At 73.3% G+C, this 24590-nt stretch carries 27 protein-coding genes; 5 read left to right on the forward strand and 22 right to left on the reverse strand.

Translation table 11 applies throughout. The annotated features are described in order from the left end of the window. Positions 1-24: 24 nt before the first annotated feature. Complete coding sequence (locus NH2_RS05935; protein ID WP_067649501.1) at positions 25-783, reverse strand: siderophore-interacting protein; 759 nt, start codon at positions 781-783, stop codon at positions 25-27. Between the two features lie 352 nt (positions 784-1135). Between NH2_RS05935 and NH2_RS05940 the strand changes: the two genes are divergently transcribed. Beyond that, the gene (locus NH2_RS05940; protein WP_067649504.1) at positions 1136-1498 is read left to right on the forward strand and encodes an STAS domain-containing protein; all 363 of its coding nucleotides are present in this window, start codon (positions 1136-1138) and stop codon (positions 1496-1498) included. A gap of 360 nt (positions 1499-1858) precedes the next feature. On the opposite strand, the gene NH2_RS05945 is transcribed toward NH2_RS05940, so the two are convergent. The 12 genes from NH2_RS05945 to NH2_RS06000 form a co-directional block, all read right to left on the reverse strand. Next, complete coding sequence (locus NH2_RS05945) at positions 1859-2302, reverse strand: response regulator (RefSeq protein WP_067649507.1); 444 nt, start codon at positions 2300-2302, stop codon at positions 1859-1861. Then, positions 2299-3918 carry a sensor histidine kinase gene (locus NH2_RS05950; protein WP_067649511.1) on the reverse strand — a complete coding sequence of 540 codons (1620 nt, stop codon included), beginning with the start codon at positions 3916-3918 and terminating at the stop codon, positions 2299-2301. The genes NH2_RS05945 and NH2_RS05950 overlap by 4 nt, the downstream gene beginning before the upstream one ends. Then, positions 3915-5186, reverse strand: a complete 1272-nt coding sequence (locus tag NH2_RS05955) for a PP2C family protein-serine/threonine phosphatase (RefSeq protein WP_067649514.1) — start codon at positions 5184-5186, stop codon at positions 3915-3917. The genes NH2_RS05950 and NH2_RS05955 overlap by 4 nt, the downstream gene beginning before the upstream one ends. Positions 5187-5303: 117 nt before the next feature. Next, positions 5304-5723 (reverse strand): hypothetical protein, encoded by a 420-nt coding sequence (locus NH2_RS05960; protein WP_157103626.1) that lies wholly within the window; start codon positions 5721-5723, stop codon positions 5304-5306. Between the two features lie 82 nt (positions 5724-5805). Further along, positions 5806-6336 carry a DUF8020 domain-containing protein gene (locus tag NH2_RS05965; RefSeq protein ID WP_067649517.1) on the reverse strand — a complete coding sequence of 177 codons (531 nt, stop codon included), beginning with the start codon at positions 6334-6336 and terminating at the stop codon, positions 5806-5808. Positions 6337-6687: 351 nt separating this feature from the next. Further along, positions 6688-7353: a transcriptional repressor LexA gene (lexA, locus tag NH2_RS05970; protein ID WP_067649520.1), complete on the reverse strand. Its 666-nt coding sequence runs from the start codon at positions 7351-7353 to the stop codon at positions 6688-6690. 18 nt (positions 7354-7371) lie between these two features. Beyond that, complete coding sequence (locus NH2_RS05975; RefSeq protein ID WP_157103627.1) at positions 7372-7914, reverse strand: DUF6968 family protein; 543 nt, start codon at positions 7912-7914, stop codon at positions 7372-7374. A gap of 285 nt (positions 7915-8199) precedes the next feature. Continuing rightward, positions 8200-8598 carry a DUF779 domain-containing protein gene (locus NH2_RS05980; protein WP_067649526.1) on the reverse strand — a complete coding sequence of 133 codons (399 nt, stop codon included), beginning with the start codon at positions 8596-8598 and terminating at the stop codon, positions 8200-8202. Continuing rightward, complete coding sequence (gene adh, locus NH2_RS05985) at positions 8598-10115, reverse strand: aldehyde dehydrogenase (protein WP_067649583.1); 1518 nt, start codon at positions 10113-10115, stop codon at positions 8598-8600. Before adh ends, NH2_RS05980 begins: the two co-directional genes overlap by 1 nt. Positions 10116-10218: 103 nt before the next feature. Continuing rightward, positions 10219-11454 carry a helix-turn-helix domain-containing protein gene (locus NH2_RS05990; RefSeq protein WP_084505266.1) on the reverse strand — a complete coding sequence of 412 codons (1236 nt, stop codon included), beginning with the start codon at positions 11452-11454 and terminating at the stop codon, positions 10219-10221. Positions 11455-11591: 137 nt separating this feature from the next. Then, entirely contained in the window at positions 11592-11948 is a 357-nt protein-coding gene (locus tag NH2_RS05995) for a histone-like nucleoid-structuring protein Lsr2 (RefSeq protein WP_067649529.1), read from the reverse strand. A 453-nt stretch (positions 11949-12401) separates the two neighbouring features. Beyond that, positions 12402-12866 (reverse strand): hypothetical protein, encoded by a 465-nt coding sequence (locus NH2_RS06000; RefSeq protein WP_067649531.1) that lies wholly within the window; start codon positions 12864-12866, stop codon positions 12402-12404. Positions 12867-12971: 105 nt separating this feature from the next. Here NH2_RS06000 and NH2_RS06005 point away from each other — a divergent pair, with 105 nt between their 5' ends. Beyond that, entirely contained in the window at positions 12972-13382 is a 411-nt protein-coding gene (locus NH2_RS06005) for an ATP-binding protein (RefSeq protein ID WP_067649536.1), read from the forward strand. Here NH2_RS06005 and NH2_RS06010 read toward each other — a convergent pair whose 3' ends face one another. Continuing rightward, the gene (locus tag NH2_RS06010) at positions 13383-13736 is read right to left on the reverse strand and encodes a hypothetical protein (protein ID WP_067649543.1); all 354 of its coding nucleotides are present in this window, start codon (positions 13734-13736) and stop codon (positions 13383-13385) included. A 105-nt stretch (positions 13737-13841) separates the two neighbouring features. On the opposite strand from NH2_RS06010, the gene NH2_RS06015 reads away from it, so the two are divergent. The 3 genes from NH2_RS06015 to NH2_RS06025 all read left to right on the forward strand — a co-directional run bounded on the left by NH2_RS06015 (position 13842) and on the right by NH2_RS06025 (position 15524). Next, the gene (locus tag NH2_RS06015; RefSeq protein WP_067649545.1) at positions 13842-14276 is read left to right on the forward strand and encodes an organic hydroperoxide resistance protein; all 435 of its coding nucleotides are present in this window, start codon (positions 13842-13844) and stop codon (positions 14274-14276) included. Positions 14277-14348: 72 nt separating this feature from the next. Continuing rightward, on the forward strand, positions 14349-14942 hold the full coding sequence (locus NH2_RS06020) for a MarR family winged helix-turn-helix transcriptional regulator (RefSeq protein WP_067649548.1): 594 nt from the start codon (positions 14349-14351) through the stop codon (positions 14940-14942). Between the two features lie 114 nt (positions 14943-15056). Further along, on the forward strand, positions 15057-15524 hold the full coding sequence (locus NH2_RS06025) for a DUF4254 domain-containing protein (RefSeq protein ID WP_067649551.1): 468 nt from the start codon (positions 15057-15059) through the stop codon (positions 15522-15524). A gap of 28 nt (positions 15525-15552) precedes the next feature. Here NH2_RS06025 and NH2_RS06030 read toward each other — a convergent pair whose 3' ends face one another. From NH2_RS06030 to NH2_RS06065, 8 genes are all read right to left on the reverse strand, one after another. After that, positions 15553-16734 (reverse strand): MarP family serine protease, encoded by a 1182-nt coding sequence (locus NH2_RS06030; RefSeq protein WP_067649588.1) that lies wholly within the window; start codon positions 16732-16734, stop codon positions 15553-15555. A 112-nt stretch (positions 16735-16846) separates the two neighbouring features. Further along, on the reverse strand, positions 16847-19642 hold the full coding sequence (locus tag NH2_RS06035; protein WP_067649554.1) for a fumarate reductase/succinate dehydrogenase flavoprotein subunit: 2796 nt from the start codon (positions 19640-19642) through the stop codon (positions 16847-16849). Between the two features lie 184 nt (positions 19643-19826). Then, positions 19827-20564, reverse strand: coding sequence for an ABC transporter ATP-binding protein (locus tag NH2_RS06040; RefSeq protein ID WP_067649557.1), 738 nt, complete (start codon positions 20562-20564; stop codon positions 19827-19829). Further along, positions 20561-21442 carry an ABC transporter permease gene (locus NH2_RS06045; protein WP_084505267.1) on the reverse strand — a complete coding sequence of 294 codons (882 nt, stop codon included), beginning with the start codon at positions 21440-21442 and terminating at the stop codon, positions 20561-20563. Before NH2_RS06045 ends, NH2_RS06040 begins: the two co-directional genes overlap by 4 nt. Continuing rightward, complete coding sequence (locus tag NH2_RS06050) at positions 21439-22815, reverse strand: ABC transporter substrate-binding protein (RefSeq protein WP_067649559.1); 1377 nt, start codon at positions 22813-22815, stop codon at positions 21439-21441. Before NH2_RS06050 ends, NH2_RS06045 begins: the two co-directional genes overlap by 4 nt. 7 nt (positions 22816-22822) lie before the next feature. Further along, entirely contained in the window at positions 22823-23050 is a 228-nt protein-coding gene (locus NH2_RS06055; RefSeq protein WP_067649562.1) for a 4Fe-4S dicluster domain-containing protein, read from the reverse strand. Then, a complete protein-coding gene (locus NH2_RS06060) occupies positions 23051-23845 on the reverse strand; it encodes a GntR family transcriptional regulator (protein WP_084505268.1) in 795 nt (264 codons plus the stop codon). Positions 23846-24024: 179 nt separating this feature from the next. Further along, the coding region (locus NH2_RS06065) for a QsdR family transcriptional regulator (protein ID WP_067649566.1) at positions 24025-24590 on the reverse strand (566 nt) is incomplete at its 5' end.

Raw genomic sequence — 24590 nt, forward strand, 5'->3', positions numbered from 1 at the left:
GCCGGGCGACGCGTCGCCGGGCGGTCAGTCGTCGGCGTCCCCGGATTTCTTGAGATCCGACTTCCACTCCCGGAATCCCTCCTCGGTCCGCCCCCGGCGCCAGTACCCGGAGATCGAGGCCGCCCACTCGGCGGGCACCTTCCGCTCCCGGCGCACGTACCGCCGGATCTCGTGCATGACGGCCTGCGCCTCCCCGTGCACGAAGACCTGTACCTGCCCGTCCCGCCACTTGGCCTCCCGCACGGTCTCCGCGAGCAGCTCACCCGGCGGCCGCGCCCCCCGGTGCAGCCAGGTGAGCTCGATCCCGTCCGGCTTGACCAGCTCGAGCTCCTCCTCCGGCCCCGCCACCTCGACGAAGGCCACCCCGACGGCCTCGGCGGGCATGGCCTCCAGCCCGGCCGCGATGGCGGGTAGCGCCGCCTCGTCCCCGGCGAGCAGGTGCCAGTCCGCGTCCGCGCGCGGCGTGTAGGCGCCGCCGGGGCCGTAGACGTCGATGGTGGTGCCCGGCGTGACCGAGGCCGCCCACGGCCCGGCGATGCCCTCGGCACCGTGGTAGACGAAGTCGGCGGCCAGCGTGCCCGCCTCGACGTCGACGCTGCGCACCGTGTACGTGCGCAGCACCTCGTGGCCGTCCTCCTCCGGGAAGATCAGCTTGATATAGGAGTCGCTGTGCTCGCTGGGGCGGAACGCCGCGAAGCCGGGGCCGCCGAAGTGCACCCGGATCAGGTGCGGGGTGAGCTGTTCGGTGCGCAACACGGTGAGGGTGGTGCGGGGTCGAGCCACGGGGCTACCTCCGATATCGGCGATAAGGGTTGCCTTACAACGCTACGCCCCGATCGCCGCGCGGGGCGGCCCGCCCTGGTCGGCCGGGCGGCGCACGCGGTGCGCGCCGCGGCGGTGCGTACCGTGGCGGCCGGGCTCACCCCGCGGGCCGGGCCGATCCCGGCCGTGCGCCGCCGAGCGGCCCGCGACCACCGAAACGGCCCGTCCATGCCGGTGTGTCGGATCGGCGCGTCCCGATGAGGTAGTTTGGCCGCTGAAGGCCACCCGGTGTCCAGCCACGGGCACGTGGGCGGCCTCGACATTGGCGGAGGTTGTTGATGATGATCCCGGACACTGGCGGAGCGGTCGCCCGGTGAGCGCTGAGGACAGGGCGTTGGACGTCCGTACCGAGACGGTCGGGTCGACCGTCGTGCTGACGGCGGCGGGTGAGATCGACATGGCGTCGGCGCCCGACCTGCAGTCGGCGGTGGAGGAGGCGTTGCGGGCGGAGCCGCCCGTACTGGTGGTGGATCTGTCCGGCGTCGGGTTCTTCGGCTCCGCCGGGCTCAGCGTGCTGCTCGTGGCCGCCGAGGCGGCGCCGGAGCGCTCGCTACGGGTGGTGGCGTCCGAGCCGGTGCGCAGGCCGATCGAGATCACCGGGCTGGACCGGGTGCTCCAGGTCTTCGCGACCAGGGACGACGCGCTCGCGTCGGAGGAGGTTCGCCCGTCCGAGTGACGGGCCGCGCGCCGGGAGCTCCGTGGTCCCGGCGCGAGCAGTCCCCCCGCGGATGCGGCACTCCGCGGGGTGCGGCTCCCGGGCCATCGGGCCCGGGCCGCCGCGGCCGCCGGGGAGGCGTGGAGGTGACGGGCGCGGACTGCCCGCCTTCCGCCGGCTGGCGGGTGCGGTTCATCGCCGCTCGCGAGCTACCGCCGCTCCGCTCGTCTTGGGGCGTGAGCCGCCGCTCGGCCAGTCGCGGGCGCGTGTTCCCGCCGCCACACAAGGACTCACCGGGCCCGTCGCAGTCGGTGCCGCCGGCCACCATGCCCCGCCGCACGCGGCTACCGGGGCATCCGGGGCGGAGCCCCGGAAAAACCCCTACCGCTGCCGCGGCAACCGAACCACCTGCACGAAGAAGTCATCGATCTGCTTGATCGCCGCCACGAACTGATCGAGATCGACCGGCTTGGTCACGTACGCATTGGCGTGCAGCTTGTAACTGCGCAGAATGTCCTCCTCCGCCGCGGAGGTGGTGAGCACCACCACCGGAATCGACGCCAGATCGGGATCGGACTTGATCCGCTCCAGCACCTGCCGCCCGTCGTACTTCGGCAGGTTCAGATCGAGCAGGATGAGATCCGGCCGCGGGGCCTCGCCCCACGGCCCCTGCCGGTAGAGGAACTCCAGCGCCTCCTCGCCGTCCCTGGCGACGTAGAGGTTGTTGCCGATCTTGTTGTCCTCGAAGGCTTCCCTGGTCATCAGCTCGTCGCCGGGATCGTCCTCCACCAGCAGGATGTCGATGGGCTGGCCGGAACTCGTCACGAGGGCTCCTCGGTGTCGGTGGTCTCGTCGGCCCCGGTCCTGGTGGACGATTCGAGGTCGGCCGTGCGTGGAAGAGTGAAGCAGAAGCGGGCGCCGCCGGTGTACTCGGTGTCGATCCAGATCCGGCCGCCGTGGAACTCCACGATCTTCTTGCAGATCGCCAGCCCGATCCCGGTCCCGGAGTACTCCTCCCGGTTGTGCAGTCGCTGGAAGATCACGAAGACCTTCTCCGCGAATTCCGGCGAGATGCCGATGCCGTTGTCGGTGACCACGAACCGGTGCTCGGCGCCCTCCTCGGCGACCTCCACCTCGATCACCGGCGCCCGACCCGGCGCCGCGAACTTCACCGCGTTGCCGATCAGGTTCTGCCACAGCATGGTCAGCAGCGTGCGGTCGCCGACGATCTCCGGCAGCCGCTCCGGCCGCCGCACCTCGGTGCCGGTCTCCTCGACGATGGAGGCCAGGTTGGTCAGCGCCTTGTCCAGGGTGTCGTCCAGCGAGATGGGCTCGGCGGCGTCGGTGAGCCTGCCCACCCGGGAGAAGGTGAGCAGATCGTTGATCAGCACCTGCATCCGCTTCGCCCCGTCCACGGCGAAGTCGATGTACTGCTTACCCCGCTCGTCGAGCTGGTCGCCGTACCGCTTCTCCAGCAGCTGACAGAACGAGGCCACCTTCCGCAGCGGCTCCTGCAGATCGTGCGAGGCCACGTAGGCGAACTGCTCCAGCTCCTGATTGGACCGCCGCAGCTCCACGGTCTGCGCGTCCAGATCTGCCGCCTGCTCGCCCAGCTTGGCCTCCTGCGCCCGCGAGGACTGCAGCTCCGCCACGATCCGGCGCCGCATGTCCTCCACCGCCTCGGCCACCGTGCGCAGATCCGATGGGCCCCGTGCCTCGATGTGGTGATCGAACTCGCCACCGGCCACCCGCAGCGACGCCCGCTCCAGCTCGGCGAGCGGCCGCGCCACCAGCCTGCGCACGATCACCGTGAGCAGCACCGCGGCCAGCACGAAGATCCCGACCACCCCGCCGAGCACCGCGTTGCGGATGTTCCTGGTGTGGGCGAGATCCTCGCGGTCCCTGGCCAGCGCCACGGCGAAACCGTCGTTCTGCGTGCTGAACTGGGCGCGCAGCTGGTCGAAGAGGGCCTTGCTGCGCTCCACGCCCGCGTCCGCGATCTCCCTGGCCGCCGCCGGGGTGGTGGCCTCGGTGACCGGGTCCGCGTAGGCCGCGCGCCACTGGTCGGCCAGCCGCTCGAGCAGGTCCAGGTCGGCCATGAGCGCGGCGTCGTCGCCGACCAGCTCGCGGATCCGGGCGGCGGCGCGCTCCTCCTCCTGCCTGCCGATGGTGTAGGGCTGCAGGAATTGGGGGTCGGCGGCGATGGCGAAGCCGCGCACCCCGGTCTCCTGGTTGATCAGCGCGCCCTGCAGCAGGTAGGCCTCGGCGGCGGCGGGCTGGATCCGGTCCAGCAGCCGATCGGTGCTGTTGTTGGTGTCGGCGATCACCTGGGCGCCCGCGGCGCCGCCGAGCAGCACGATCAGCACCATGGCACCGAGCACCAGCTGGAACCAGGTCTGGACGGTCAACCGGCCGGAGATGCCGTTCGCGGCGCCGCTCATGCGCCGGACTCCGGGCGCGCCCAGCGCAGGTACATGACCGCCACGTCGTCGGCGAGCCCGCCGTGCTCGTCGGCCATCGACTCGACCTTGGCGATCAGCGCGTCGATGAAGACGTTCGGGTCGATCCGCGGCACCGAGGCCACCAGCTCGTAGAGCCCGTCCTCGCCGAGCCGCTGGTTGCCCGGCCCGATGTGGCCCTCGTAGAGGCCGTCGGTGAAGAGCACCAGCCCGGTGTCGTCGCTCATCGGGTACTGGTGGCTCGGCCAGACCGCCCGGCCGGGCAGCAGCCCGAGCGCGGGGCCGCCCGCCACCTCCACCCAGGCGGTGCCGGAGTCGGTGCGGGCCAGCATGCCGGGGTGCCCGGCGCGGATCACCCGTGCCACCCGCTTGCGCGGATCGAGCACCAGCGTGGTCAGGGTGGCGAAGGTGTGGTTGCCCGCGCGCTCGGCGAGCAGCACCTCCTCCAGCAGCTCCAGCTGCCTGGACCCACTGATCCCGCTGAGCACGAGGGTGCGCCAGGCCAGCCGGAGCGCGACGCCGATCGCGGCCTCGTCCGGGCCGTGCCCGGCGACATCGCCGATCAGCGCGTGCACGGTGCCGTCGGCGTCCTGCACCACGTCGTAGAAGTCGCCGCCGAGCAGGGCGTAGGCGCGGCCGGGGCGGTACCGGGTGTAGATGTCGGCGACCCGCTCGCCGCGCAGCAGCGGGGTGGGCAGCAGCCCGCGCTCCAGCCGGGAGTTCTCCTGCGCCTGCATCTGGCTGGCGCGCAGCGCGACGGCGGCGGCCTCGGTCTGCTTGCGCTGGATGGCGTAGCGCACCGCGCGACCGAACAGCTCCGGCTCCACCCGGCCCTTGACCAGGTAATCCTGCGCGCCCGCGGCGACCGCGGCGAGCCCGGTCTGCTCCTCGTCCAGGCCGGTGAGCACCACGATGGCGACCTGGTCGGTGAAGCCGAGGATCCGGGCCACCGCCTCCATGCCGCTGGCGTCGGGCAGGTGCAGGTCGAGCAGCACGCAGTCCGGGCGGTGCCGCTCCAGGTGCTCGCCCGCCTCGGCCATGCTGCGCACCCAGGTCATCCGGAGGCCGGGGGCGCCGTCCGCGACCAGCTCCTCGACCAGCAGCGCGTCCGCCCGGTCGTCCTCGACCAGCAGCACGGTGGGCCCGGTGCGATCCTGGAAATCGGTGGCGGAGTGCACGAGTCCCGCCGCGACGCGTTCGACCTCCGCGCGCGCGGCGCCGCCCGCCGCCTCCCGCTGCCCGGACAGCATGCGCCTTGCCTCCTCGCTCGTCCCGCGTCGCCGGCATGGGCACCGGTTCCGCCGCGCAACTGTGCCACATTCGGCGGGCCGCCGCGCACGCGGATCGGCGGCGTGGCGCGCCCGGTCTCACTCCGGGCGGGTCCAGCCGAGATCGACCACGGTCGGGTGGCCGCCCGCGGCGCCGTCGAAGGGGGCGCGGAAGGCGGCGGCGCTGTGCGCCAGCGACGGGGTGGCAGCGCCGACGGTGTACCGCGGGATCGGCCCCGCCCTGGTCACCGCCCGCAGCCGGACCAGCACGGTTCCGGTCCGGGCGGTGAGCGTGCCGTCCACGGCGCTGCCGGGAACCGTGCGGGTCAGCAATGCCTCGGCGATCCGGTAGAGCGCGTCCCGCACCTCCCCGGACTCGCGCGCCCCGAACCCGGCCGCCACCGCCGTCGCGACCGCGAGCGCGCGCAGCGTCGCCAGCCGCTCCACCGCCGCCGGGATCCGCACGGTGACCACGGTCTCCTCCGGCGCCACCGCCGGCTCCGGCATCGGCACCGTCACCACGCGAATCCGCTCCGCAACGCGCGCGGCGCGCCTGACCGGATCGGGCAGGCGCGCCGCGCGTGGTGCGACGGGACTTCGCTCACGGGGTGGAGAACCCGATGAGCGCCCCGATCCCGGCCCCGATCGGCACCGTGACCAGCGCCCCGACCCCGCCGAGGAAGAAGCCGATCACCGCGCCGATCCCGGCCCCGATGATCGCGCCGACCCCGGCGTTGTACTGCTTGCGCGCGGTCGTCTCGTCCTGCACGGGCTGCACCTCGCCGGTCTGGGAGACCGGCGTGAGGGTGAGCGTCCGCCCGGCGTCGGCGACCACCGGCCGCAGGTCGAGCGCGCCACCCGCGGTCTGCACGGTGAGCGGGAGCGCGGCCACGACGGTGCCCGCCGCGTCGCTGAGCGTGACCGCCCCGCCGGTGACGGCGAAAGCCCCGGACGCCACGGTGGTGACCAGTCTGCCGTCGGCGGCGGGCGCGGTGGTGAAGGCGATGCCCTGCTCACTGCCCTGCACCGAGACGGCGGCGGCCGGGGCGGGCGCGGCGTGCGCCACCCCGGCGGCGGCCGCGGTGGCGGCGGCGGCGAGCACGGCGGTGGCTGCGATTCGATCGATTCTCATGATTTCCCCACTGTCTCTCGGCAACGGCGGCCGAGTTCGATACGGCCGCGCGGCACCCGAGTGGGAGATCCGGCCACGCCGAGCGCGGCGCACGCGCCCGCGGTGCGGCCGGTGGTTTCGACCGGCCCGCAGGCGCGGGATCGAACTCGGCGCGCGGCCGGTGCGTCCCCTGCGTGCCGGAGTGCCACGGGGGCACTCGGCCCGCTCATTCTCGCGTGAGCTGCGATGCGGGGCAATCGTTTCGGCGAACTCAGGCGGGAAACGCCGTGCGCGCGGCCGGATTCCCGGCGCGCCGGAGACCGGGTGGTGCCGCGAATCGAGGCGGGCGCCGACCGGCGGGCGGCTCCTGGCTCAGACCCGGCGCAGCACCGAGACGACCTTGCCGAGCACCGCCGCCTCGTCGCCGTCCAGCACCGGGTAGGCGGGGTTGCGCGGCTCCAGGTAGACGTGGCCGCCGCGGCGGCGCAGCACCTTCACGGTGGCCTCGCCGTCCAGCAGCGCGGCCACGATCTCGCCGGAGTGCGCGTCCGGCTGGCGCCGCACCACCACGGTGTCCCCGTCGCAGATGGCGGCGTCGACCATGGAGTCGCCGCGCACCCGGAGCGCGAACAGCTCGCCGCGGCCGACCAGCTCGCGCGGCAGGTCGAGCACCTCGTCCAAGTGCTCCTCGGCGGTGATGGGGGTGCCTGCGGCGATATCGCCGAGCAGCGGCACCTGGACCGAGTCGGGGGAGCCCGCGCGCTCGCCGTCGGCGGCGAGGAAGAGCCGGACGTCGATGGGCCGGGTGGCGGCGGGGCCGCGGCGCAGGAAGCCGCGCTCCTCCAGATCGCGCAGGTGCCGGGAGACGGTGGAGGTGGAGCGCAGCCCGACCGCGTCGCCGATCTGCCTGGTGGACGGCGAGTACCCGTGTGCGACGGCCCAATCCCGGATGGCGGCGAGGATCTGCCGCTGCCGCGGCGGCAGCACCGAGGTGTCGGGGAGGTCGAGGTCGAGGGCGGGCTGGCGGAAGCGGGTCACCCGGGAATACTAGAGCCCTCAGGCGAGGCGGCTGACCGGCCAGTCCGCGGGCAGGTCGCGCAGCCCGGCGATCATCCGGAACGCGGTGAGCAGCGCCTGGATCCCGTCCACCCCGGAGGCGACGGCGGGGCGGTGCTCGCTGATGTGGAAGCGGCAGAGCGCGTACCGCCCGTCCTCGGACGGGTACGGCCGGCCGATGATGATGGAGTACGGGCCGTCCGCGCCGTGCAGGGTGCGCGCGGCGACCAGCGACTGCGGGGTGTGCTCGGGGTCGGCCGGGCGCTGCGTCGAACTCGCGGCCGGGGCCGGGAAGGCGAGGTCGGCCGGGTCCAGCAGCTCGAAGCGGGCACCGCGGCGGTTGGCGGCGGCCAGGTCGTCGGCGACGCCGAGCAGCGCGCGGTAGAGCGCGGCCAGCGAATCGGTGCCGGAGGCCCAGCGCTCACCGATCCCGTCGATGCGGAATCCGCACACCACGCCCTGCGTCTCGGCGGCGACCTGCGGCGCCCCGATATCGATGGAGACCGGTCGCGCACCGTCGGCCACGGTCCGCGACGCGATCACGTCACGGATGCGCCGCCACTGGTGCCCGCCGGCATGGTGGCCGGACCCGCTCACCGCGGGCGGCGCCGTGTCCTCCCTTTCCCGGGTGTCTATCGGTCTCATGTGTCATGGGTACCCGATCGGTCCGTTTCCGTAACGTGGCCGATGCCATGGCGGCTCGGGGGCGGTCATGACAGGCGCCGCCGGGCGCGAGGGTGGCGCTCCCGCCGCCGGTGCGGCCGGACCGAGGGTGCCGGTGGACACCCGGCACCCGCCGGCCCGGCATCGGGTGCCGGGCGTCGAGACTCACCCCTCGAACTCGGCCCCGGTGGCGGGCGGCGGCTCCGCCGCGAGTGCGAGCACCTCGTCGTCGGTGAGCAGCCGCGACCGGATGAGGAACCGCACCCCCTCCGGCGCCTCCAGCGAGAAGCCACTGCCCCGGCCGGGCACCACGTCCACGGTGAGGTGCGTGTGCTTCCAGTACTCGTACTGGTCCGCGCTCATCCAGAACGGCGTGTCGGCGTCCACCCGGCCGAGCAGCACGTCGGCCGAGCCGACCCGGAACTCGTCGCGCGGGTAGCACATCGGCGCGCTGCCGTCGCAGCACCCGCCGGACTGGTGGAACATCACCGGCCCGTGCCTGGCCTCGAGGGAGTGCAGCAGCTCGGCGGCCTTCCCGGTGAGCTCCACCCGAGGCACGGCCATCAGAAGAAGCCCTGCTTGTTGGGGGAGTAGCTGACCAGCAGGTTCTTGGTCTGCTGGTAGTGCTCCAGCATCATGCGGTGGTTCTCCCGCCCGATGCCCGACTTCTTGTAGCCGCCGAACGCCGCATGCGCCGGGTAGGCGTGATAGCAGTTGGTCCACACCCGGCCCGCCTTGATCTCCCGGCCCAGCCGGTAGGCGGTGTTCATATCCCGCGACCAGACGCCGGCGCCGAGGCCGTACAGGGTGTCGTTGGCGATCTTGAGCGCCTCGTCCACCGAGTCGAAGGTCGTCACCGAGACGACCGGGCCGAAGATCTCCTCCTGGAAGATCCGCATGTCGTTGCGGCCCTTGAAGATGGTCGGCTCCACGTAGTACCCGTCCGGCAGCCCCTCGACCGTGCGGGTGCCGCCGCCGGTGAGCACTTCGGCGCCCTCCTGCCGCCCGATATCGATGTAGGAGAGGATCTTCTCGAACTGGTCGTTGCTGGCCTGCGCGCCGATCATGGTGGCGTCGTCCAGCGGATTGCCGCTCACGATGGCCTCGGTGCGCGCCACCGCCCGCTCCATGAACTCGTCGTAGATCGAGGAGTGCACGAGCGCGCGGGACGGGCAGGTGCAGACCTCGCCCTGGTTCAGCGCGAACATGACGAAGCCCTCGATCGCCTTGTCGAAGAACTCGTCGTCGGCGGCCGCCACATCCGGCAGGAAGATGTTCGGGCTCTTGCCGCCGAGCTCCAGGGTGACCGGGATGATGTTCTCGCTGGCGTACTGCATGATCAACCGGCCGGTGGTGGTCTCGCCGGTGAACGCCACCTTGGCCACCCGCGGGCTGGAGGCCAGCGGCTTGCCCGCCTCGACGCCGAAGCCGTTGACCACGTTCAGCACGCCGGGCGGGAGCAGGTCGGCGATGAGCTCGACCACCGCGAGGATGGAGGCCGGGGTCTGCTCGGCCGGCTTGAGCACCACGGCATTGCCCGCGGCCAGTGCCGGGGCCAGCTTCCAGGTGGCCATGAGGATGGGGAAGTTCCACGGGATGATCTGGCCGACAACGCCGAGCGGCTCGTGGAAGTGGTAGGCGATGGTGTCGCCGTCGATCTCCGAGATGCCGCCCTCCTGGGCGCGCAGCGCACCGGCGAAGTAGCGGAAGTGGTCGACCGCGAGCGGCAGGTCGGCGGCGAGCGTCTCGCGGACCGGCTTGCCGTTCTCCCAGGACTCCGCGACGGCCAGCGCGGTGAGGTTCTCCTCGATGCGGTCGGCGATGCGGTTCAGGATATTCGCGCGCTCGGTGGTGGAGGTGCGGCCCCAGCCGTCGGCGGCCTGGTGCGCGGCGTCCAGCGCGCGGTCGATGTCGGGGGCCGTGGAGCGGGCGACCTCGGTGAAGGTGGCGCCGTCCACCGGCGAGGGATTCTCGAAGTAGCCGCCCTCCGCCGGGGCCACCCAGTCACCGCCGATGAAGTTGTCGTATCGGCGGGCGTACTCGACGACGCTGCCCTCGGCTCCCGGCTTCGCGTAGATCATGGCGACCGACTCCTCGCTGTTGGCGACAGTGAACGCACGGCGCTCGGCCGTGACGTGTGTCACTATGCGCCGACGAGGTTGGCGAAACGTTGACGCCGGGTTCTCAGTCGCGCAGGGCGGAGTGCAGCCGAGCCGCGGCGATGGCGCGCCTGGCGTCGCCGTGGGCGAGAACCGTGAGCGCGTGCTCGTGCACGGCGATATCGGCGGCGGCGAACTCGCCGTAGCGGAGGGCGTGCGCGGGATCGGGGCTGGAGAGCACGGCGGTGCGGATGGCGACCTCCAGATGGTCCCGCCACGTGACGATTCCGGGGGTGTCCGACCCCGGCAGCAGCGGCCCGCGGTACAGCTCGACGGCGGTGCCGGTATCCCCCGACTCCAGCGCGGCGAGCAGCTCCACGGCATCGCAGGCGGGCGGGTGCGCCAGCCGGTAGACCCGGCTGCTGATCTCCCCGTCGGTGGCCCGGCGCAGGTACGACATCTCCGACTTGAGCGTGCTCGTCCCGACCGGCCGGTCGCCGTAGACGGCGAAGTGCAGCCGCTCGTGGGTGAACCCCTCCGGCTCCAGCGCGAGCAGGGTGAGGATCTCCAGGTGCCGGGGCCGCAGCCGCACCGGCCCGCCCGCGCGCACCAGCTCCGCGCCGCCGAGGCAGCGCAGCCGCATGCCCGGCGCGGCGGGCGCGCCTGCCCGCACCCGTGCCTCGATGGCGCTGGCCAGCGCCATGGCGGTGGACATGGCGAGCGGGTGCGCCCGATCCCAGGCGGTGGAGAGATCGAGGACGCCGAGCTGCCTGCCGTCGGGGCCGTGGATCGGCGCGCAGTAGCAGACCCAGCCGTGCAGCGCGGCGACCAAGTGCTCGGCGGAGAAGACGGTGTGCGGGCGCTCGGTGCGCAGCGCCAGCGAGAGCGCGTTGGTGCCCATGTGCGGCTCGTCCCAGCGGCCGCCGGGCGCGAAATTGACCTGTTCGGCGCGGCGCCGCATCACCGGCCCGCCGTAGGACCAGAGAATGGTGCCGCTCTCGTCGGTGACGGCGGCGACGAAATCGGAGCCATCGGCCACCGCGCGCAGCTGATCGGCGAGCTCGAGTACCGGGGTGCGCAGCGGGGACGCGGCCCAGCGGGTCCTGACATCGACGGCGTCGCCGGGCGCGTGGTCGCGGCCCGGGTCGACGGTACGCAGCGAGCGCACCCAGGACTGCGCCACCGCGGAGTCGAGCGCGCCGGGCGGCGCGACATCGGCCGTGGGCCGGATGGCATCCGTGCCGGGCGGGCGGGGGACCCGGCGGGCCCATTCCGCTTCGAGGGCAGCTCGTCGCTGCGAGAGGCTACGCCGTTGGGCCATCCCGCGATCCTGGGGTCGTTGGTTCGGTGGTGCGCCGAACTCCATTCTGCCCGGCGCGACGCCGCGCGGGGGCGGAAACCGGCGCGAGCGGGGGCGGGCCGGGGAAACCTGCGACGGCCCGCCTGCCGCGCGGCGGGTCAGTCCTCCGCGTCGCTGTTCGCGGCGCGGTAGGCCTGCTGCACCTCGGCCGGGATCCGGCCGCGGGCGGAGACCTCGAACCCGTTGTTGCGGGCCCACTCCCGGATCGCGGCGGTCTGCTCGCGATTGTCGGCGGACTTGGCGCGCGGGGCCGGGGTCTTGGGCTGGCGCCGTCTGCCGCTCACCCGGCGGGCGTGCTTGGCCCACGCCTCCAGCTCGTCGCGCAGCTTCTTCGCGTTGGCGCTGGACAGATCGATTTCGTAACCGATTCCGTCGAGCGCGAACTCGATCGTTTCGTCCGCGACCGACTCGCCGTCGAGATCGTCGATGGTCTGGACGATGACCTTCTTGGCCATGCTTGTGTTTTGCCCCTTTCCGGACGCCGGATTCGACAGCACGACATTACATCCGATTCCGCGCTGCGCGATGCTCCGGTCTATTGGTAATCGATAGCGAATTCGTACCCGGAGCGGCGCGCCGCCGCTGCGCCAATTCGGCCCCGGTGAATTGCCGGGTGCCGGTGACCCATTTCACAGGGGTGTTGCGGTATGGATCGCGTGTGGCGATGAGTTGGGGGTAATAGCCGAGCAGGCGCAGGTGGCGTCGCCGAGCCCGGGCAGCGGGCCCGGGACGGAGTGCGGAGAGGGGCGCGGGTCATGTCGATGTTCCCGGTGTTGCTGATGGTCCTTGTCTTCCCGTGCTCGCGGTGGTCGCCTCGTATCTGACGGTCGGCGCCACCTTCTGGCTGGAAGCGCGTCGCGCCGCGGTCGAGTTGCCCGAGCGGCCCGCGGGCGGCTGACGCGCTATTCCTACTCGGGGGGAACGGCCGAATGGCCCTTGCGCCCGGGTGTCCGCCTCGCTTCCTTCAGCTCCGCCTCGAATAGGTGGCGCTTGCCATCGAACAGCTTGTCCCGGACATCTCGTTCGAACTCCCGGAACCGCGTGTAGTACCCGTCGTCGAACTCCTCGACGATCTGGAAGGTCCAGCGCCCCGGCAGCACGTTCCGGCCGATCAGCTCGCGTTCGATGCCTTCCGCGATCTCCGGGTGCCCGGCCGCCCGGAACTGCGACGCCGCCTCGTCCAGCCGCAGGTCGGCGCCGCCGATCAGCTGGTGCAGCTCGTACAGGTGGCCGCGGGCGCGCTCGATCGTCTCCAGCGCCTCGGAGAGCTTGCCGCCCGCCGCGACCGTCGCGTCGTCGACCCCGGGTGGCCTGCGATGCTCGGGGGACGGGCGGTCGGTGAACGCGGTGCTTCCGGTGGCCGTCTCGGTCATGTGGCGTTCCTTTCTCGATCGTTCCCCTGTGCTGTGCGCCCGCTATACCCGCTGGCCCCGGCGTGAATCGCGGTTGAGCGGGAGGCGGACGGGTAGCCGATCCGGGTGGAGCGGATCAGCGGCGGAAAGGTGTTCTGGCGGCCGGAGGCCGCGGGGGAGTGCGCGGTACTGCGGCCGCGGGGCGTGCTCGACGCGGCGACCTCCCGGCGCTTCGGCGCCGACCTGGTGCGGTTCGCCATGGAGCAGCCGCGCGCACTGATCGTTTCGCTGGACGAGCTGGTGGAGAACGCCGTACGGCACGGCGCGGGCGATGTCGGGGTCCGGCTCGAGCTGCGGGCGGGCGGGCTCACCGTCGCGGTCTCCGATGCCGATCCGCACCCCGCCGTGCTGCGCGAACCCGCCGCGGGCGAGGTACGGGCGTACGGGCTGCACGTGGTCGCTCATCTCGCGCGGGCATGGGGCTGCGCGCCGTGCTGGCCGTCCGGGAAGGTGGTCTGGGCGACGCTGCCGGTGTAGTCAGCGGGCCGACGCGGTACCGCCGATCGACAGGTAGGCCATGAAGAGGACCAGCGCGAACCAGCCCGCGCCCTGCCAGATCGGCCAGCCGCCGCCGCGCCGCCACACCTGGAAGGTCCGTACGAAGGCGCCGATCGCGCCGAGCAGCAGCGCCGCCGCGGGCACGAGCAGCGTGACACCCTGCGCCGCGCCGTCGCAGAGCATGCGCTCGCCGGCGCAGGCGTCGCGGCGGCTCGCCCAGAGCACGCAGGCGCCGAAAACCACGGCGGTCACCACCAGCATCGCCGCCAGGTAGCGCACCGCGCCGCGCACGGCGCCCGGGTCGTTCCAGCGCTTCTCGACGTCGTTCACCACATGCCGGGGGATTGCCGGAGGGGCTCATCACAAACATTGTGCACAACTGAATTGCTGGCTACTGTCGGAAACGTCCGACGAACACGACCCGCGAGGAGTTCGACGATGAAGATCCTGTACACCGCGACGGCCACCGCCACCGGCGCAGGCCGAGGGGGCCACGTGACCTCCTCCGACGACGCGCTCGACCTGGATCTGGTGATCCCGGCCGAGATGGGCGGCTCCGGCGGGGCGGGCACCAACCCCGAGCAGCTCTTCGCCGCCGGGTACGCCGCCTGCTTCCACAGCGCGCTGCAGATGGTCGCGCGGCGGGAGAAGGTCAGCATCGCCGATTCCTCGGTGACCGGCGAGGTCGGCATCGGCCAGGACGGCACCGGCTTCGGGCTCGCCGTCACCCTGACCGTCGCGCTGCCCGGCGTCGAGACCGCCCGCGCGCAGCAGCTGGTGACCGCCGCGCATCAGGTGTGCCCCTACTCCAACGCCACCCGAGGCAATGTCGACGTGCAGCTGAAGGTGGCCGAGACCAGCGCCGCGAGCTGATCGGGGAGAGACCGCGCGGTATACCCGGCCGACCCGGCCCGCCCGGGTCGGCCCGGTGCGTACAGTGCAGCTATGTCCGAGGCACCGTTGCCCGATACCACCCGAGAATCCGAATTCCGCCCGCACCGGAGCGCAGGGGCCGCGCTACCCGGCGCCGACCCGCTCTCGCTCACCGCTCAGCTCTGCTTCGCGCTGTACTCCACCTCCCGCTCGATGACCGCGGCCTACCGGCCCTTCCTGGACGAGATGCGGGTGACCTACCCGCAGTACCTGGCGCTGCTCGCGCTCTGGGAGCGCCCCGGCATGACCATGCGCGAACTCGGCGAGAAGCTGCACCTCGACTACGGCACCGTCTCTCCGCTCATCCAACGGCTGCAGGCGCACGGCCTGGTGGAGAGCGTGCGCAGCGCGCACGATCGGCGCGCGGTCGAGCTGCGCGCCACCGACGCGGGGCGCGCGCTGCAGCGCCAGGCCCGGCGCATGGTGGAATCCGTGCTGGCCGAGGTGGATTACCCGCTGGACCGGGTGATGGCGCTGCGCGACGAGGTCAAGGCGCTCGGCAGGCGGCTGGATGCCATCACCGCCGATCGGCAGCACGCCGCGGAGCTCACCGCGCTCGCCCCCGAGCGGCTACGCCCGGCCGCGGTGGCCGGCGCGCGAGGCTGACCACGGATCATGTCGCAGCGGGGGAAACGCGATCTGCGCCACGGTTTCCGGGCGGCGCGGGGCGTGAATTCGACGTGATGTGACTCGTGTCGCCGTGGACGGGAGGTCGGTCCGATGACAGCGCACCAAGCCCGGCGCGCGCTGCCCGCGATCGAGCCGCCCGCCGAGCCGGTGCTCCCGTCCAAGGACGAGCTGCTGGCCGCGCTGCGCGGCCACTACCTGCAGGGCCCACTGTGCCGGGAGGCGCACGCGCTGGCCGAGCTGCACCGGGCCCGGCGCAGGTTGCCCGCCCGCGCCACCGAATTCGACCGCGAGCGCCTCGATCTGGTGCGCCGCATCGACGCCTGGGTGCGGCGCAATCTGCCCGCGCCGCGCCCCGGTGTGCGGCGGCACCCGGAGACGCTCGGCATCGTCTTCGACCGGATGGCGGCCGCCTGCGAGCGCGCCTTCGACCTGCTCATGACCATCGATCCGGGCAGCGACGAGATGCACGCGGCCTGGACCGCGCTGGCCGAGCAGGAGATCGGCTACGGCGAGCTGTCCGCGGCGCTGGAAAGCGGCTGGCTCGCGCTGCCACGCTGAGTCGCCGCCGCCGGCGCGCGGAGCCGGGTCAGGGGGCGCAGTTGCCTGCGCCGACGGGGGTGCCCGCGCGCCAGCGCCCGCCCAGCTGGTCCAGGACGTCCGGCAGCCCGGAGGCGTAGCCGAGTTCGCCGCGCTCCTCGTCGACGCCGAACACCACGCCGAGCACCCGGCCCTCCGGATCCACCAGCGGCCCACCGGAGTTGCCGCCGCGGATCTCCCCCGCCACGGCGTAGAACTTCCGCTCCACGCCCGCGGTGCGGTAGATGTCGCGCACCGGGCGCTGCAACCGGCTGCGAACCCGAGCGGCGCTCGCGGTGTACGGCCCGCCCTGCGGGTAGCCGAGGACGACGGCGTCGGCGCCCGGGTCGGCGGGCAGCGGCGCGATCGGCACCGGGGCCGCGGTGAGGCCGGGGACCGCCAGCACCGCGATGTCGATGGCGGGCTCGAACTGCACCACCCGGGCATCGAGCGGCCCGTCGGCGGTGTCGACCGAGATGTCGGTGGCGCCCGCGACCACGTGCGCGTTGGTCAGCACCCGCTCGGGTGCGATCACGAAACCGCTTCCGGTCTGCCGCAATCCGCAGTCGGCCGCGGTGTCGCGGATGCGGAGCACGCTCGGCTCCAGGGCGGTGGTGAGCGGGAGCCCGGCGACGGCCGGGTCCGGCTGCTCGCGGGAGCGCGGGGTCTCCTCGCGCGGCCAGTTGGAGGCGGCGGGCAGCCCGGCGTCGCGCAGCGGCTCGGCGATCCGCTCCGGCAGGTCGGCGGCCCAGCCGGGGGCCAGGTCGTCCACGGTGCGCAGCACCACCGAGCCCTGCACCGCCTGCGCCTGGGCCGAGCCCGCCACGGTTCCGGCCACCAGCCAGACCAGGACCGGAACCGCGGCGGCGTGCGTGAGCGCGCCGCCGATCGCGTCGGCCCTGCGGGTTCCGCTGCCGTGCACGGCGTTCCTGGCCGAGCGGCCGATGCGGTGGCCGATCAGCTCGCCGGTGATCAGGAAGATCGCGACCACCGCGATCACCACCGTGATCCGGGGCCAGCCCGGCTGCACCCGGTTCAGCACCCCACCGGCCAGCAGCGCACCGAGCAGCGCGCCGACGATCACCCCGGCGAAGCCGAGCAGCCCGACGATCGCGCCGCGCCGCCAGCCGACCAGTGCGGCGAGCACGGCGGCGACGAGCACGACGAGATCGAGCCAGATCGCCACCGTCACGCCGCGTCTCCCGTCCACCGGCCCGAGCCGACCCTGCACCGAGCCGACCGCGCCCGGCAACCGCGGGCCGCTCGGGGGTCGGCCACGGTCACGCCGACAAACTAGCGATCCGTCAGCGGGGCAGCAACCGCGCCGCGCGGCGCGCGTACGCCCTGACGTCGGCATCGCTGTCGTGTACCGCGCGGGCCAGCGCGTCCTGCGCGTCGTCCCGCTCGGCACGAGCGCTCACCGACAGTACCGCCGCCTTGCGCACATCCAGGTGCGGATCGTCGAGCGCGGTGCTCAGCGCCGGGATCGCGGCGTCGGGCGCGGCGCCCGCCAGCCCCTTGGCCGCGCCCACCCTGACCTGCCAGGCGGTGTCGGAGAGCGCCGCGATCAGCAGCGCCACGTCGTCGCCCGGCGCGGGCGCCTTCGTGCGCGCGGCGCGCGGGGCGACGCTCTCGGAGCCGACGGCCGTGGACGGCCCCTCGGCGCCGAGCGGGCCGAAGGCGGCCAGCGCGGCGGCGCGAACCAGGGGGTCCGGGTCGGCGGCGAGGGCGCGGATGACCGGGCGGACGCCTGCGGCCACCGCCACCGGGCCGATCTCGGCCAGCCCCTGCGCGACGACGACGCGCACCTCGCGGCTGGGGTCGCCGGCCAGCGCGGCGACGCCCGCGGCCTCGTCCAGCGAGACCAGCCCGCGCACCGCCTCCAGCCGCACCCGGTGGTGCGGGTCGCGCGCCGCGGCGGCGAACCACTCGGGCGAGCCGCCGCGCCGCGCCCGCACCAGATCCACCACCGTGGCGCGCACCGCGGCGTCCGGCGAGCCGATCCGCTCCGGCAGCCCGGCGTGCCCCGGCAGCACCTCGACCAGCTCGCGCAGGCTGTCCGCGGCGGCCCGGCGCACGGTGGCCGCCGGGTCGTCCAGCGCCCGGATCAGCGCTGCGGCGAAGCCGTCCGGGGTGTGCTCGGTGAGCACCGAGAGCGCGGCCACCCGCACCACCGAGTCGGGGTCGGCGAGGTACGGCTGGAGTTCCGGGACGTCCGGCGCGTCCAGCGCCAGCAGCGTGACGATCCGCGGCGACGGCGCCTCCTCGCGCAGCACCGGCTCGATCCGCTCCGGCACCGGCTGCTCGCTGCCGCGGACCAGCACCGGCTCCGGAGTGCGCACCGGAACCTCGGCGGGCAGCGCGCCAGGCACGTCGTCGAACTCCGGCACCGGCACCAGGTACGGCGCCACCGCGCGCTTGACGAACTCCATCTCGCCCGCGCCGTTCTTGCGCAGGTTCAGGTGGTAGCGCCAGTCGACGTCGTCGCGCTCGGGCAGGTCGGCGCGGTCGTGGTAGAGCCCCCAGCGGGATTCGGTGCGGGTCAGCGAGCTGCGCGCCGCCATCTCCGCGCAGTCCCGGATGAACGACACCTCCGCGGCGCGCATGAGCTCGTGCGCGGTGCGCGCCCCGATCCCGGCGACCTCGGCGCGCATGCGCTCGAAGGTCTCCACCGCCAGCGCGAGCTTGGCCGCGGTCTTCGGCGGCGCCACGTAGTCGTTGACGAAGCGGCGCAGCTTGTACTCGACCTGCGGCTGCGGCGGCCCCTCCGGGTTGCGCAGCGGCCGGTAGATCAGCTCGTGCGCCGCGGCCAGCTGGTCGGCGGGGAGCTCGCCCGGCGCATCGAGATCGCCGAGCGTGCCCGCCGCGTGCTCGCCGGCGAGGTCGCCGTAGACGAAGGCGCCGATCATGTAGTTGTGTGGCACGCAGGCCAGGTCGCCTGCGGCGTAGAGCCCGGGGACGGTGGTGCGGGCGTGGTCGTCCACCCAGACGCCGGAGGCGGAATGTCCGCCGCACAGCCCGATCTCGGAGATGTGCATCTCGATGTCGTGCGTGCGGTAGTCGTGGCCGCGGTTGGCGTGGAAGGTGCCGCGGGTCGGGCGCTCGGTGGTGTGCAGGATGCCCTCCAGGGTGGAGAGCGTCTCCTCCGGCAGGTGGGACACCTTGAGGTAGATGGGGCCGCGCGCGGACTCGATCTCCCGCTTGACCTCGGCCATCATCGCCCCGGACCAGTAGTCCGAGTCGACGAAGCGCTCGCCGTGCGCGTTCACCTGGTACCCGCCGAACGGATTGGCGACGTAGGCGCAGGCCGGGCCGTTGTAATCCTTGATCAGCGGGTTGATCTGGAAGCATTCGATCCCGGAGAGCTCCGCGCCCGCGTGGTACGCCATGGCGTAGCCGTCGCCCGCGTTGGTCGGGTTCTCGTAGGTGCCGTAGAGGTAGCCGGAGGCGGGCAGCCCGAGGCGGCCGCACGGGCCGGTCGCCAGGATCACCGCCTTGGCGCCCACCGTGACGAACTCGCCGGTGCGGGTGTTCAGGGCGGCGGCGCCGAGCGCGCGGCCGCCCGCGGTGAGGACCCGGACCGGCATGAGCCGGTTCTCGATCCGGATCCGCTCCCGCATGGTGCGCCGGCGCAGCACCCGGTACAGCGCCTTCTTGACGTCCTTGCCCTCCGGCATGGGCAGCACGTAGGAGCCGGAGCGGTGTACCCGGCGCACCGCGTACTCGCCGTAGGCGTCCTTCTCGAATTTCACGCCGTAGCGCTCCAGCCGCTGCACCATGGCGAAGCCGCGGGTCGCCGTCTGGTAGACGGTGCGCTGGTCCACGATGCCGTCGTTGGCGCGGGTGATCTCGGCGACGTACTCCTCCGGCTCGGCCTTGCCGGGGACGACGGCGTTGTTGACGCCGTCCATGCCCATGGCGAGCGCGCCGGAGTGCCGCACGTGCGCCTTCTCCAGCAGCAGCACGTTCGCGCCGCGCTCGGCGGCGGTGAGCGCGGCCATGGTGCCCGCGGTGCCGCCGCCGATCACCAGGACGTCGCAGTCCAGGCGGATCGCGTTCGCGAGTTCGGGGATGCTCGGCGTCGGAGCGGGGGCGGTCATGCGGGGCCTCCAACGGTCGGGGAGTGCGGGGCGCAGCGGAGCCGGGCGCGGCCGCGGGACGCGGTGGTCCGGGGGAGTGCGGGCAGCGGGGGAGCAGCGTCGGGTCTCGCGGGATGGTGCTCCGAGGCATCGAGCCGGAGCCGGCCGCGGGTCGCGGGAGCGCCGGGGCGCGGACAGCAGCCCGTCACGAGAGCGCCGCCACGATCTCGGCGCGCTCGGCGGAACGATCGGCCCCGGTGCGCGGGGCCGGGATATCGATGAGGGCGCGCAGCGGCTGCCCGGCCCGGCCGAGTACGGCGACCCGGTCGCCGAGCAGGAGCGCCTCGTCCACGTCGTGGGTGACGAAGACGACGGTGGCGGGGTGCGTGTGCCAGGTGTCGATCAGCAGCCGCTGCACGGTGGCGCGGGTCTGGGTGTCCAGCGCGCCGAAGGGCTCGTCCATCATGACCGCGCGCGGCGCCCCGGCCAGTCCGCGCGCCAGCTGCACGCGCTGCCGCATCCCGCCGGAGAGGCTCTTGGGCAGGAAGTCGCCGAACCCGGTCAGCCCGACCTCGTCGATCCACCGCTCCGCCGCCGCCCGTCGCCCCTGCCTCGGCTCGCCGCGCAGCTTCAGCGCCAGCTCGATATTGCCGCGCACCGTCCGCCACGGCAGCAGCGCGTTGTCCTGGAACACCACCGCCCGGTCGCGCGAGGTGGTGCGCACCGGCTCGCCGTCGGCGAGCACGCGCCCGGAGTCCGGCGGGAGCAGCCCGGCCAGCGCGCGCAGCACCGTCGACTTGCCGCACCCCGAGGGGCCGGTGAGCACCAGGATCTCGCCCGGCCGCACGTCGAGGGTGAGCCCGGCGATCACCGGGTCGCCGCCGTAGGAGAGGTGCACGTCGGCGAGCGAAAGCCCCGTGCCGGTGCGTTCGACGGTGGTCATCGCGCATTCTCCGCTCCGCGCGGCAGCCAGCGGGTAACCCGCCTGCCGAGCAATTCCACCGCGGCCGAGGTGCCGAAGCCGAGCACGCCGATGGTGATGATGCCGACGAAGACGCCGGGGTAGTCGACGATGGTGTACGCCTGCCAGGTCCGGTACCCGACGCCCAATCGGCCGGAGATCATCTCCGCGGAGATGACGCAGATCCACGCCACCCCGATCCCGACCGAGAGCCCGCCGAAGACGCCGGGCAGCGAGCCGGGGAAGACCACCCGCAGCAGCACGTCCCAGCGGCTGCCGCCGAGCGTGCGCACCGAGTCCTCCCACAGCGTCGGCAGCGCGCGCACCGCGTGCCTGGTGCTGACCATGATCGGGAAGTAGGCGGCGAGGAAGGTGATGAAGACGATGCCCGCCTCGTCGTCCGGGAAGAGCAGGATGGCGATCGGCACCACCGCGATGGCCGGGATCGGGCGGGCCAGCTCGGTGAGCGGGCCCGCCACGTTCGCGAACCTGCGCGAGCGGCCCAGCGCGATGCCGGTGAGCACGCCCGCCACCGTGGCGAGGCCGAAGCCGCTGAGGATGCGGATCAGCGACTGCGCGAGGTCGAGGAAGTAGGTGTCGGTGCCGAGCGTGCGGGCGAAGGCGGTGAGGATCTCGGTCACCGTGGGCAGGGTGTCGAAGCGGAGCCAGAGCCGGACGTCGTTCGCCGTCAGCAGTTGCCAGACGCCGATCGCCGTCAGCACCGAGGCGAGTTTCGTGATCCGACCAGGCCAGGGGGAGCCGGTGGCTTTCGCCGGGGCCGGGGTCAGCGCCGCCGCTGCGGGACCGGCCTCGACCAGCGGGGCGTTGCCCTCCCGAAGGACCGCGGTCTCGACGCTCATGCCCGCACCTCCTGGACCGCCTGGTCGTAGCTCACCGGGACCGCGCCGGGGTGTGCGGCCCGGTAGCGCTGCGCCGCCGCCTCGGTGGTGAAGGGCAGGTAGCGATCCCCGTCGCGCAACCAGACCGACTCGTCGGCGAACCAGCGCGTGCCGAGCTCGGCATCGAGCACGTACGCGGTGCGCACGGTATCGCCCTGCGCCCGAGCCTGTTTCACGACGCGGAGCAGCTCGGTCGGGTCGGCGGCGGGCCTGGTCCGCTGCTGCCCGTCCACCCAGACCTCGTTGCCGGAGCCGATGGTGGCGTTGGCGTTGTCGGCGAGCGCGGCGTCGTAGCTGGTCCCGCCGCGCTCGGCGAAGGCCTTGCGCAGCGCGGCGTCGTCGACGAAGCCATCGATGTCGAGCTCGGCGAAGTCACCGATGGACTTCAGGTACCGCACGTTGTCCTTGAAGGCCGCGATCAGGCTCGGCTTGAGCGTGGTGTCGAAGGAGGTGCCGCCCGGCCCGTTGTAGAGGTACACCACCTCCTGCGGCAGCCCCGACCCGTCCGCCACGATCTCCGCCGCCGCCAGCGGCTCGCCGCGCAGGGACTCGGTGGCGTCCAGCTGCGCCTGCAGGAAGGCGTCGAGCACCTCCGGGTGCCGCTCGGTGTAGTCCTGCCTGGCGACGACGCCGTGGAAGGTGGGCACGTTCAGCTCGGCGCCGTCGTAGAGCAGCTCGGCCTTGTCCTGGAAGACCAGCAGCCCCGGCCAGGCGACGAACTGCGAGAGCGCCGCCACCTGGCCCGACTCCAGCGCCGACGCCCCCACCTGCGGCTGCTGGTTCAGCACCTCGACCCCCGTGCCCGGGTCGATCCCGGCGCGGGTGAGCGCCTGCACCAGCGTGCCGTGCCCGGCCGAGCCGACGCTGGCCGAGATCTTCTGCCCGCGCAGGTCGGCGAGCGTGGTCGCGCGCGAATCCGGCGGGACGACGACCATATTGAGCGCGCCCCTCGGGTTGTACCCGGTGACCGAGACGAAGTCGGTGCGCGAGCGCTCGTTGGCCTGGGTGCGGGAGCCGTTGATGAGCAGCGGGTAGTCGCCCATCGAGCCGATGTCGATCTTCTCCGCCACCATCTGCGCGGTGATCGGCGCGCCGGTGTCGTAGTCCTGCCACTCCACCTCGTACCGCGCGCCGCCCGCGTCGGTGATCTGCCGCAGCCGCTGCTCCAGGTAGCCCTTGGCGCGCAGCAGGGTGCCCGCGGTGACGGTGTTGATGGTCTTGGACTGGTAGCCGACGACGACGCGCACGGTGTCGCCGCCCGCGGCGGCCTGCTCCAGCGAGCAGCCGGTCAGGGCGAGAGCAGCGGCGGCGGCCACCGCGATCAGGCGTTTCATGAATCATTCACCTCAGGAGATACGGCATGTTGACGGTGACGGCACCGGTGGGGCAGCGGGCGGCGCACGGGCCGCAGTACCAGCACTCGTCCACGTGCATGAACGCCTTGCCGGTCGTGGTGTCGATGGCGAGCGAGTCGAGCGGGCAGATCTCGACGCAGAGCGTGCAGCCCTCGATACAGAGCGATTCGTCGATGGTCACCGGCACGTCGGCGCGGTTGTTCGCGAGGGCCATCTACAGGACCTTCCACTCGGGTGCGGTGCGGGACAGGCTGCCCCGCATGGTGATCCGGTCGCCGCGCATCCGGATGTACTCGAGATCCACCGGCCTGCCGTCCTCCAGCCGGGTGAGCCGCTCCAGCATGAGCAGCGCGGCGCCGTCGGCGGCCTCCAGGGTCGCCGCGGTGTGCGGGTCGGCGGGGACCGCCTCCAGCGCCAGATCGGCCGAGCCCAGCGACTGGCCGCTGACCTGCTCGATGAGCACGAAGATGTCGGTGCCTGCCAGGTCCAGGTCGAGGATCGCGGCGCCGATGTCGGGCGCGAGGTAGGTCAGGTCCAGGCTGAGCGGGGTGTCCCCCAGGTAGCGCAGCCGCTCCAGGTAGACCACCCGCTCGCCCGGCTCCAGCCGCAGCCTGCGGGCGACCGCGGGCGGCGCGGCGATCCTGGTGGCGGCACGCACCTCGTTGCGCACGGTGCCGTGGCCCTTGAGCGTCTCCTGCAGGCCGAGCAGGGCATCGAGGCCGTGGTCGTACTTGCGGTTCGCCACCCGGGTGCCGACCCGGGGCGCGCGGTCGATCAGCCCCTCGTCGCGCAGCAGCGCCAGCGCCTCCCGCACGGTATTGCGCGAGGTCTCGAACTCCTCCGCCAGCCGGGTCTCGGCCGGGAGCCCGTCCGGGAACGCGCCGGTGTGGATCTGGTGCCGCAGCACATCGGCCACCCGCCGCGCCTGATCCGCCCGCAGCCTGCGCACCGGCGCCCTGCCCTGCGGTTCGCCTCCCTCCGGAGCCGGATTCACACCTCTGACCTGCATGAACCGACGATAACGGCCCGGGAGGGCCGCGCCGGCCACGGTTCGCGTGAACCGCGTTCACCCGCCCGGAATGCGCCGGGGCCGGGTGCGCGCGACCTGGGTGGCTCCGGTCATTGCGCCACTGCGCCGTACGGGCGGGGCCTTGCGATCATGGTGATCGGAATGGCGCGGTGCCGGGTTCAGCTGTCGGCGGGCAGGCCGAGCAGCGCCGCTTGGACCGTGCGCAACCGCTCGACGTCGCCGGTGATGCCGACGGCGCTGTCGTTGTAGAGGAACGCCTCGCCGAGCCGCACCATGGCGTAGGCGAGCAGGTCGGGCGCGATGGGCGGTTCGTACCCGTCGTCCCGGGCCGCCCGCCGCACCAGCTCCTCGACGGCCCGCACCGCGCGCGGCTGCACCGGCCCGTCCCCGGCGGTGAGGGTGCGCAACCCCGCCCGCTGTTCGTGCTCGAAGTAGCGGCGGAAGGGTTCGTTGTCGCTCATCCAGCGATTGACCCGGGCCAGCACCTCGAGCACGCGGAGCCCGCCCGCACTGCGCCTGCGGCTGTCGGCCCGCGCGACGAGCGCTTCGTACTCCCCGGCGAGCACCGCCCCGAGCAGCCCCTCGCGCGACCCGAACCAGCGATAGACGGAGGCGCGGGAGAGCCCGAGCCCGGCGGCGATGGACTGCACATCGATCCGCTCACCCGCGAGGAAGGCGGCCCGCGCCGCCGCGACGACCTCCCCGGGAGTGGCGGCGGCCGGCC

This window comes from Nocardia harenae NBRC 108248, from assembly GCF_001612885.1.
In the GTDB taxonomy this organism is placed as follows: Bacteria; Actinomycetota; Actinomycetes; order Mycobacteriales; family Mycobacteriaceae; genus Nocardia; species Nocardia harenae.

What these genes read in the sequence shown, in the direction of transcription:
- NH2_RS05955 (WP_067649514.1), bottom strand. Translation starts at nt 5,186, where the DNA reads ATGCTGTCCGGGCAGCGGGAGGCGGCGGGCGGCGCCGCGCGCGCGGAG.
- NH2_RS06020 (WP_067649548.1), top strand. Translation starts at nt 14,349, where the DNA reads ATGTCCGAGGCACCGTTGCCCGATACCACCCGAGAATCCGAATTCCGC.
- NH2_RS05980 (WP_067649526.1), bottom strand. Translation starts at nt 8,598, where the DNA reads ATGGCCGTGCCTCGGGTGGAGCTCACCGGGAAGGCCGCCGAGCTGCTG.
- NH2_RS06025 (WP_067649551.1), top strand. Translation starts at nt 15,057, where the DNA reads ATGACAGCGCACCAAGCCCGGCGCGCGCTGCCCGCGATCGAGCCGCCC.
- NH2_RS06050 (WP_067649559.1), bottom strand. Translation starts at nt 22,815, where the DNA reads ATGAAACGCCTGATCGCGGTGGCCGCCGCCGCTGCTCTCGCCCTGACC.
- NH2_RS05995 (WP_067649529.1), bottom strand. Translation starts at nt 11,948, where the DNA reads ATGGCCAAGAAGGTCATCGTCCAGACCATCGACGATCTCGACGGCGAG.
- NH2_RS06055 (WP_067649562.1), bottom strand. Translation starts at nt 23,050, where the DNA reads ATGGCCCTCGCGAACAACCGCGCCGACGTGCCGGTGACCATCGACGAA.
- NH2_RS05965 (WP_067649517.1), bottom strand. Translation starts at nt 6,336, where the DNA reads ATGAGAATCGATCGAATCGCAGCCACCGCCGTGCTCGCCGCCGCCGCC.
- NH2_RS05990 (WP_084505266.1), bottom strand. Translation starts at nt 11,454, where the DNA reads ATGGCCCAACGGCGTAGCCTCTCGCAGCGACGAGCTGCCCTCGAAGCG.
- NH2_RS06040 (WP_067649557.1), bottom strand. Translation starts at nt 20,564, where the DNA reads ATGACCACCGTCGAACGCACCGGCACGGGGCTTTCGCTCGCCGACGTG.
- NH2_RS06035 (WP_067649554.1), bottom strand. Translation starts at nt 19,642, where the DNA reads ATGACCGCCCCCGCTCCGACGCCGAGCATCCCCGAACTCGCGAACGCG.
- NH2_RS06060 (WP_084505268.1), bottom strand. Translation starts at nt 23,845, where the DNA reads ATGCAGGTCAGAGGTGTGAATCCGGCTCCGGAGGGAGGCGAACCGCAG.
- adh (WP_067649583.1), bottom strand. Translation starts at nt 10,115, where the DNA reads ATGATCTACGCGAAGCCGGGAGCCGAGGGCAGCGTCGTCGAGTACGCC.
- NH2_RS06000 (WP_067649531.1), bottom strand. Translation starts at nt 12,866, where the DNA reads ATGACCGAGACGGCCACCGGAAGCACCGCGTTCACCGACCGCCCGTCC.
- NH2_RS06015 (WP_067649545.1), top strand. Translation starts at nt 13,842, where the DNA reads ATGAAGATCCTGTACACCGCGACGGCCACCGCCACCGGCGCAGGCCGA.
- NH2_RS05950 (WP_067649511.1), bottom strand. Translation starts at nt 3,918, where the DNA reads ATGAGCGGCGCCGCGAACGGCATCTCCGGCCGGTTGACCGTCCAGACC.
- NH2_RS06045 (WP_084505267.1), bottom strand. Translation starts at nt 21,442, where the DNA reads ATGAGCGTCGAGACCGCGGTCCTTCGGGAGGGCAACGCCCCGCTGGTC.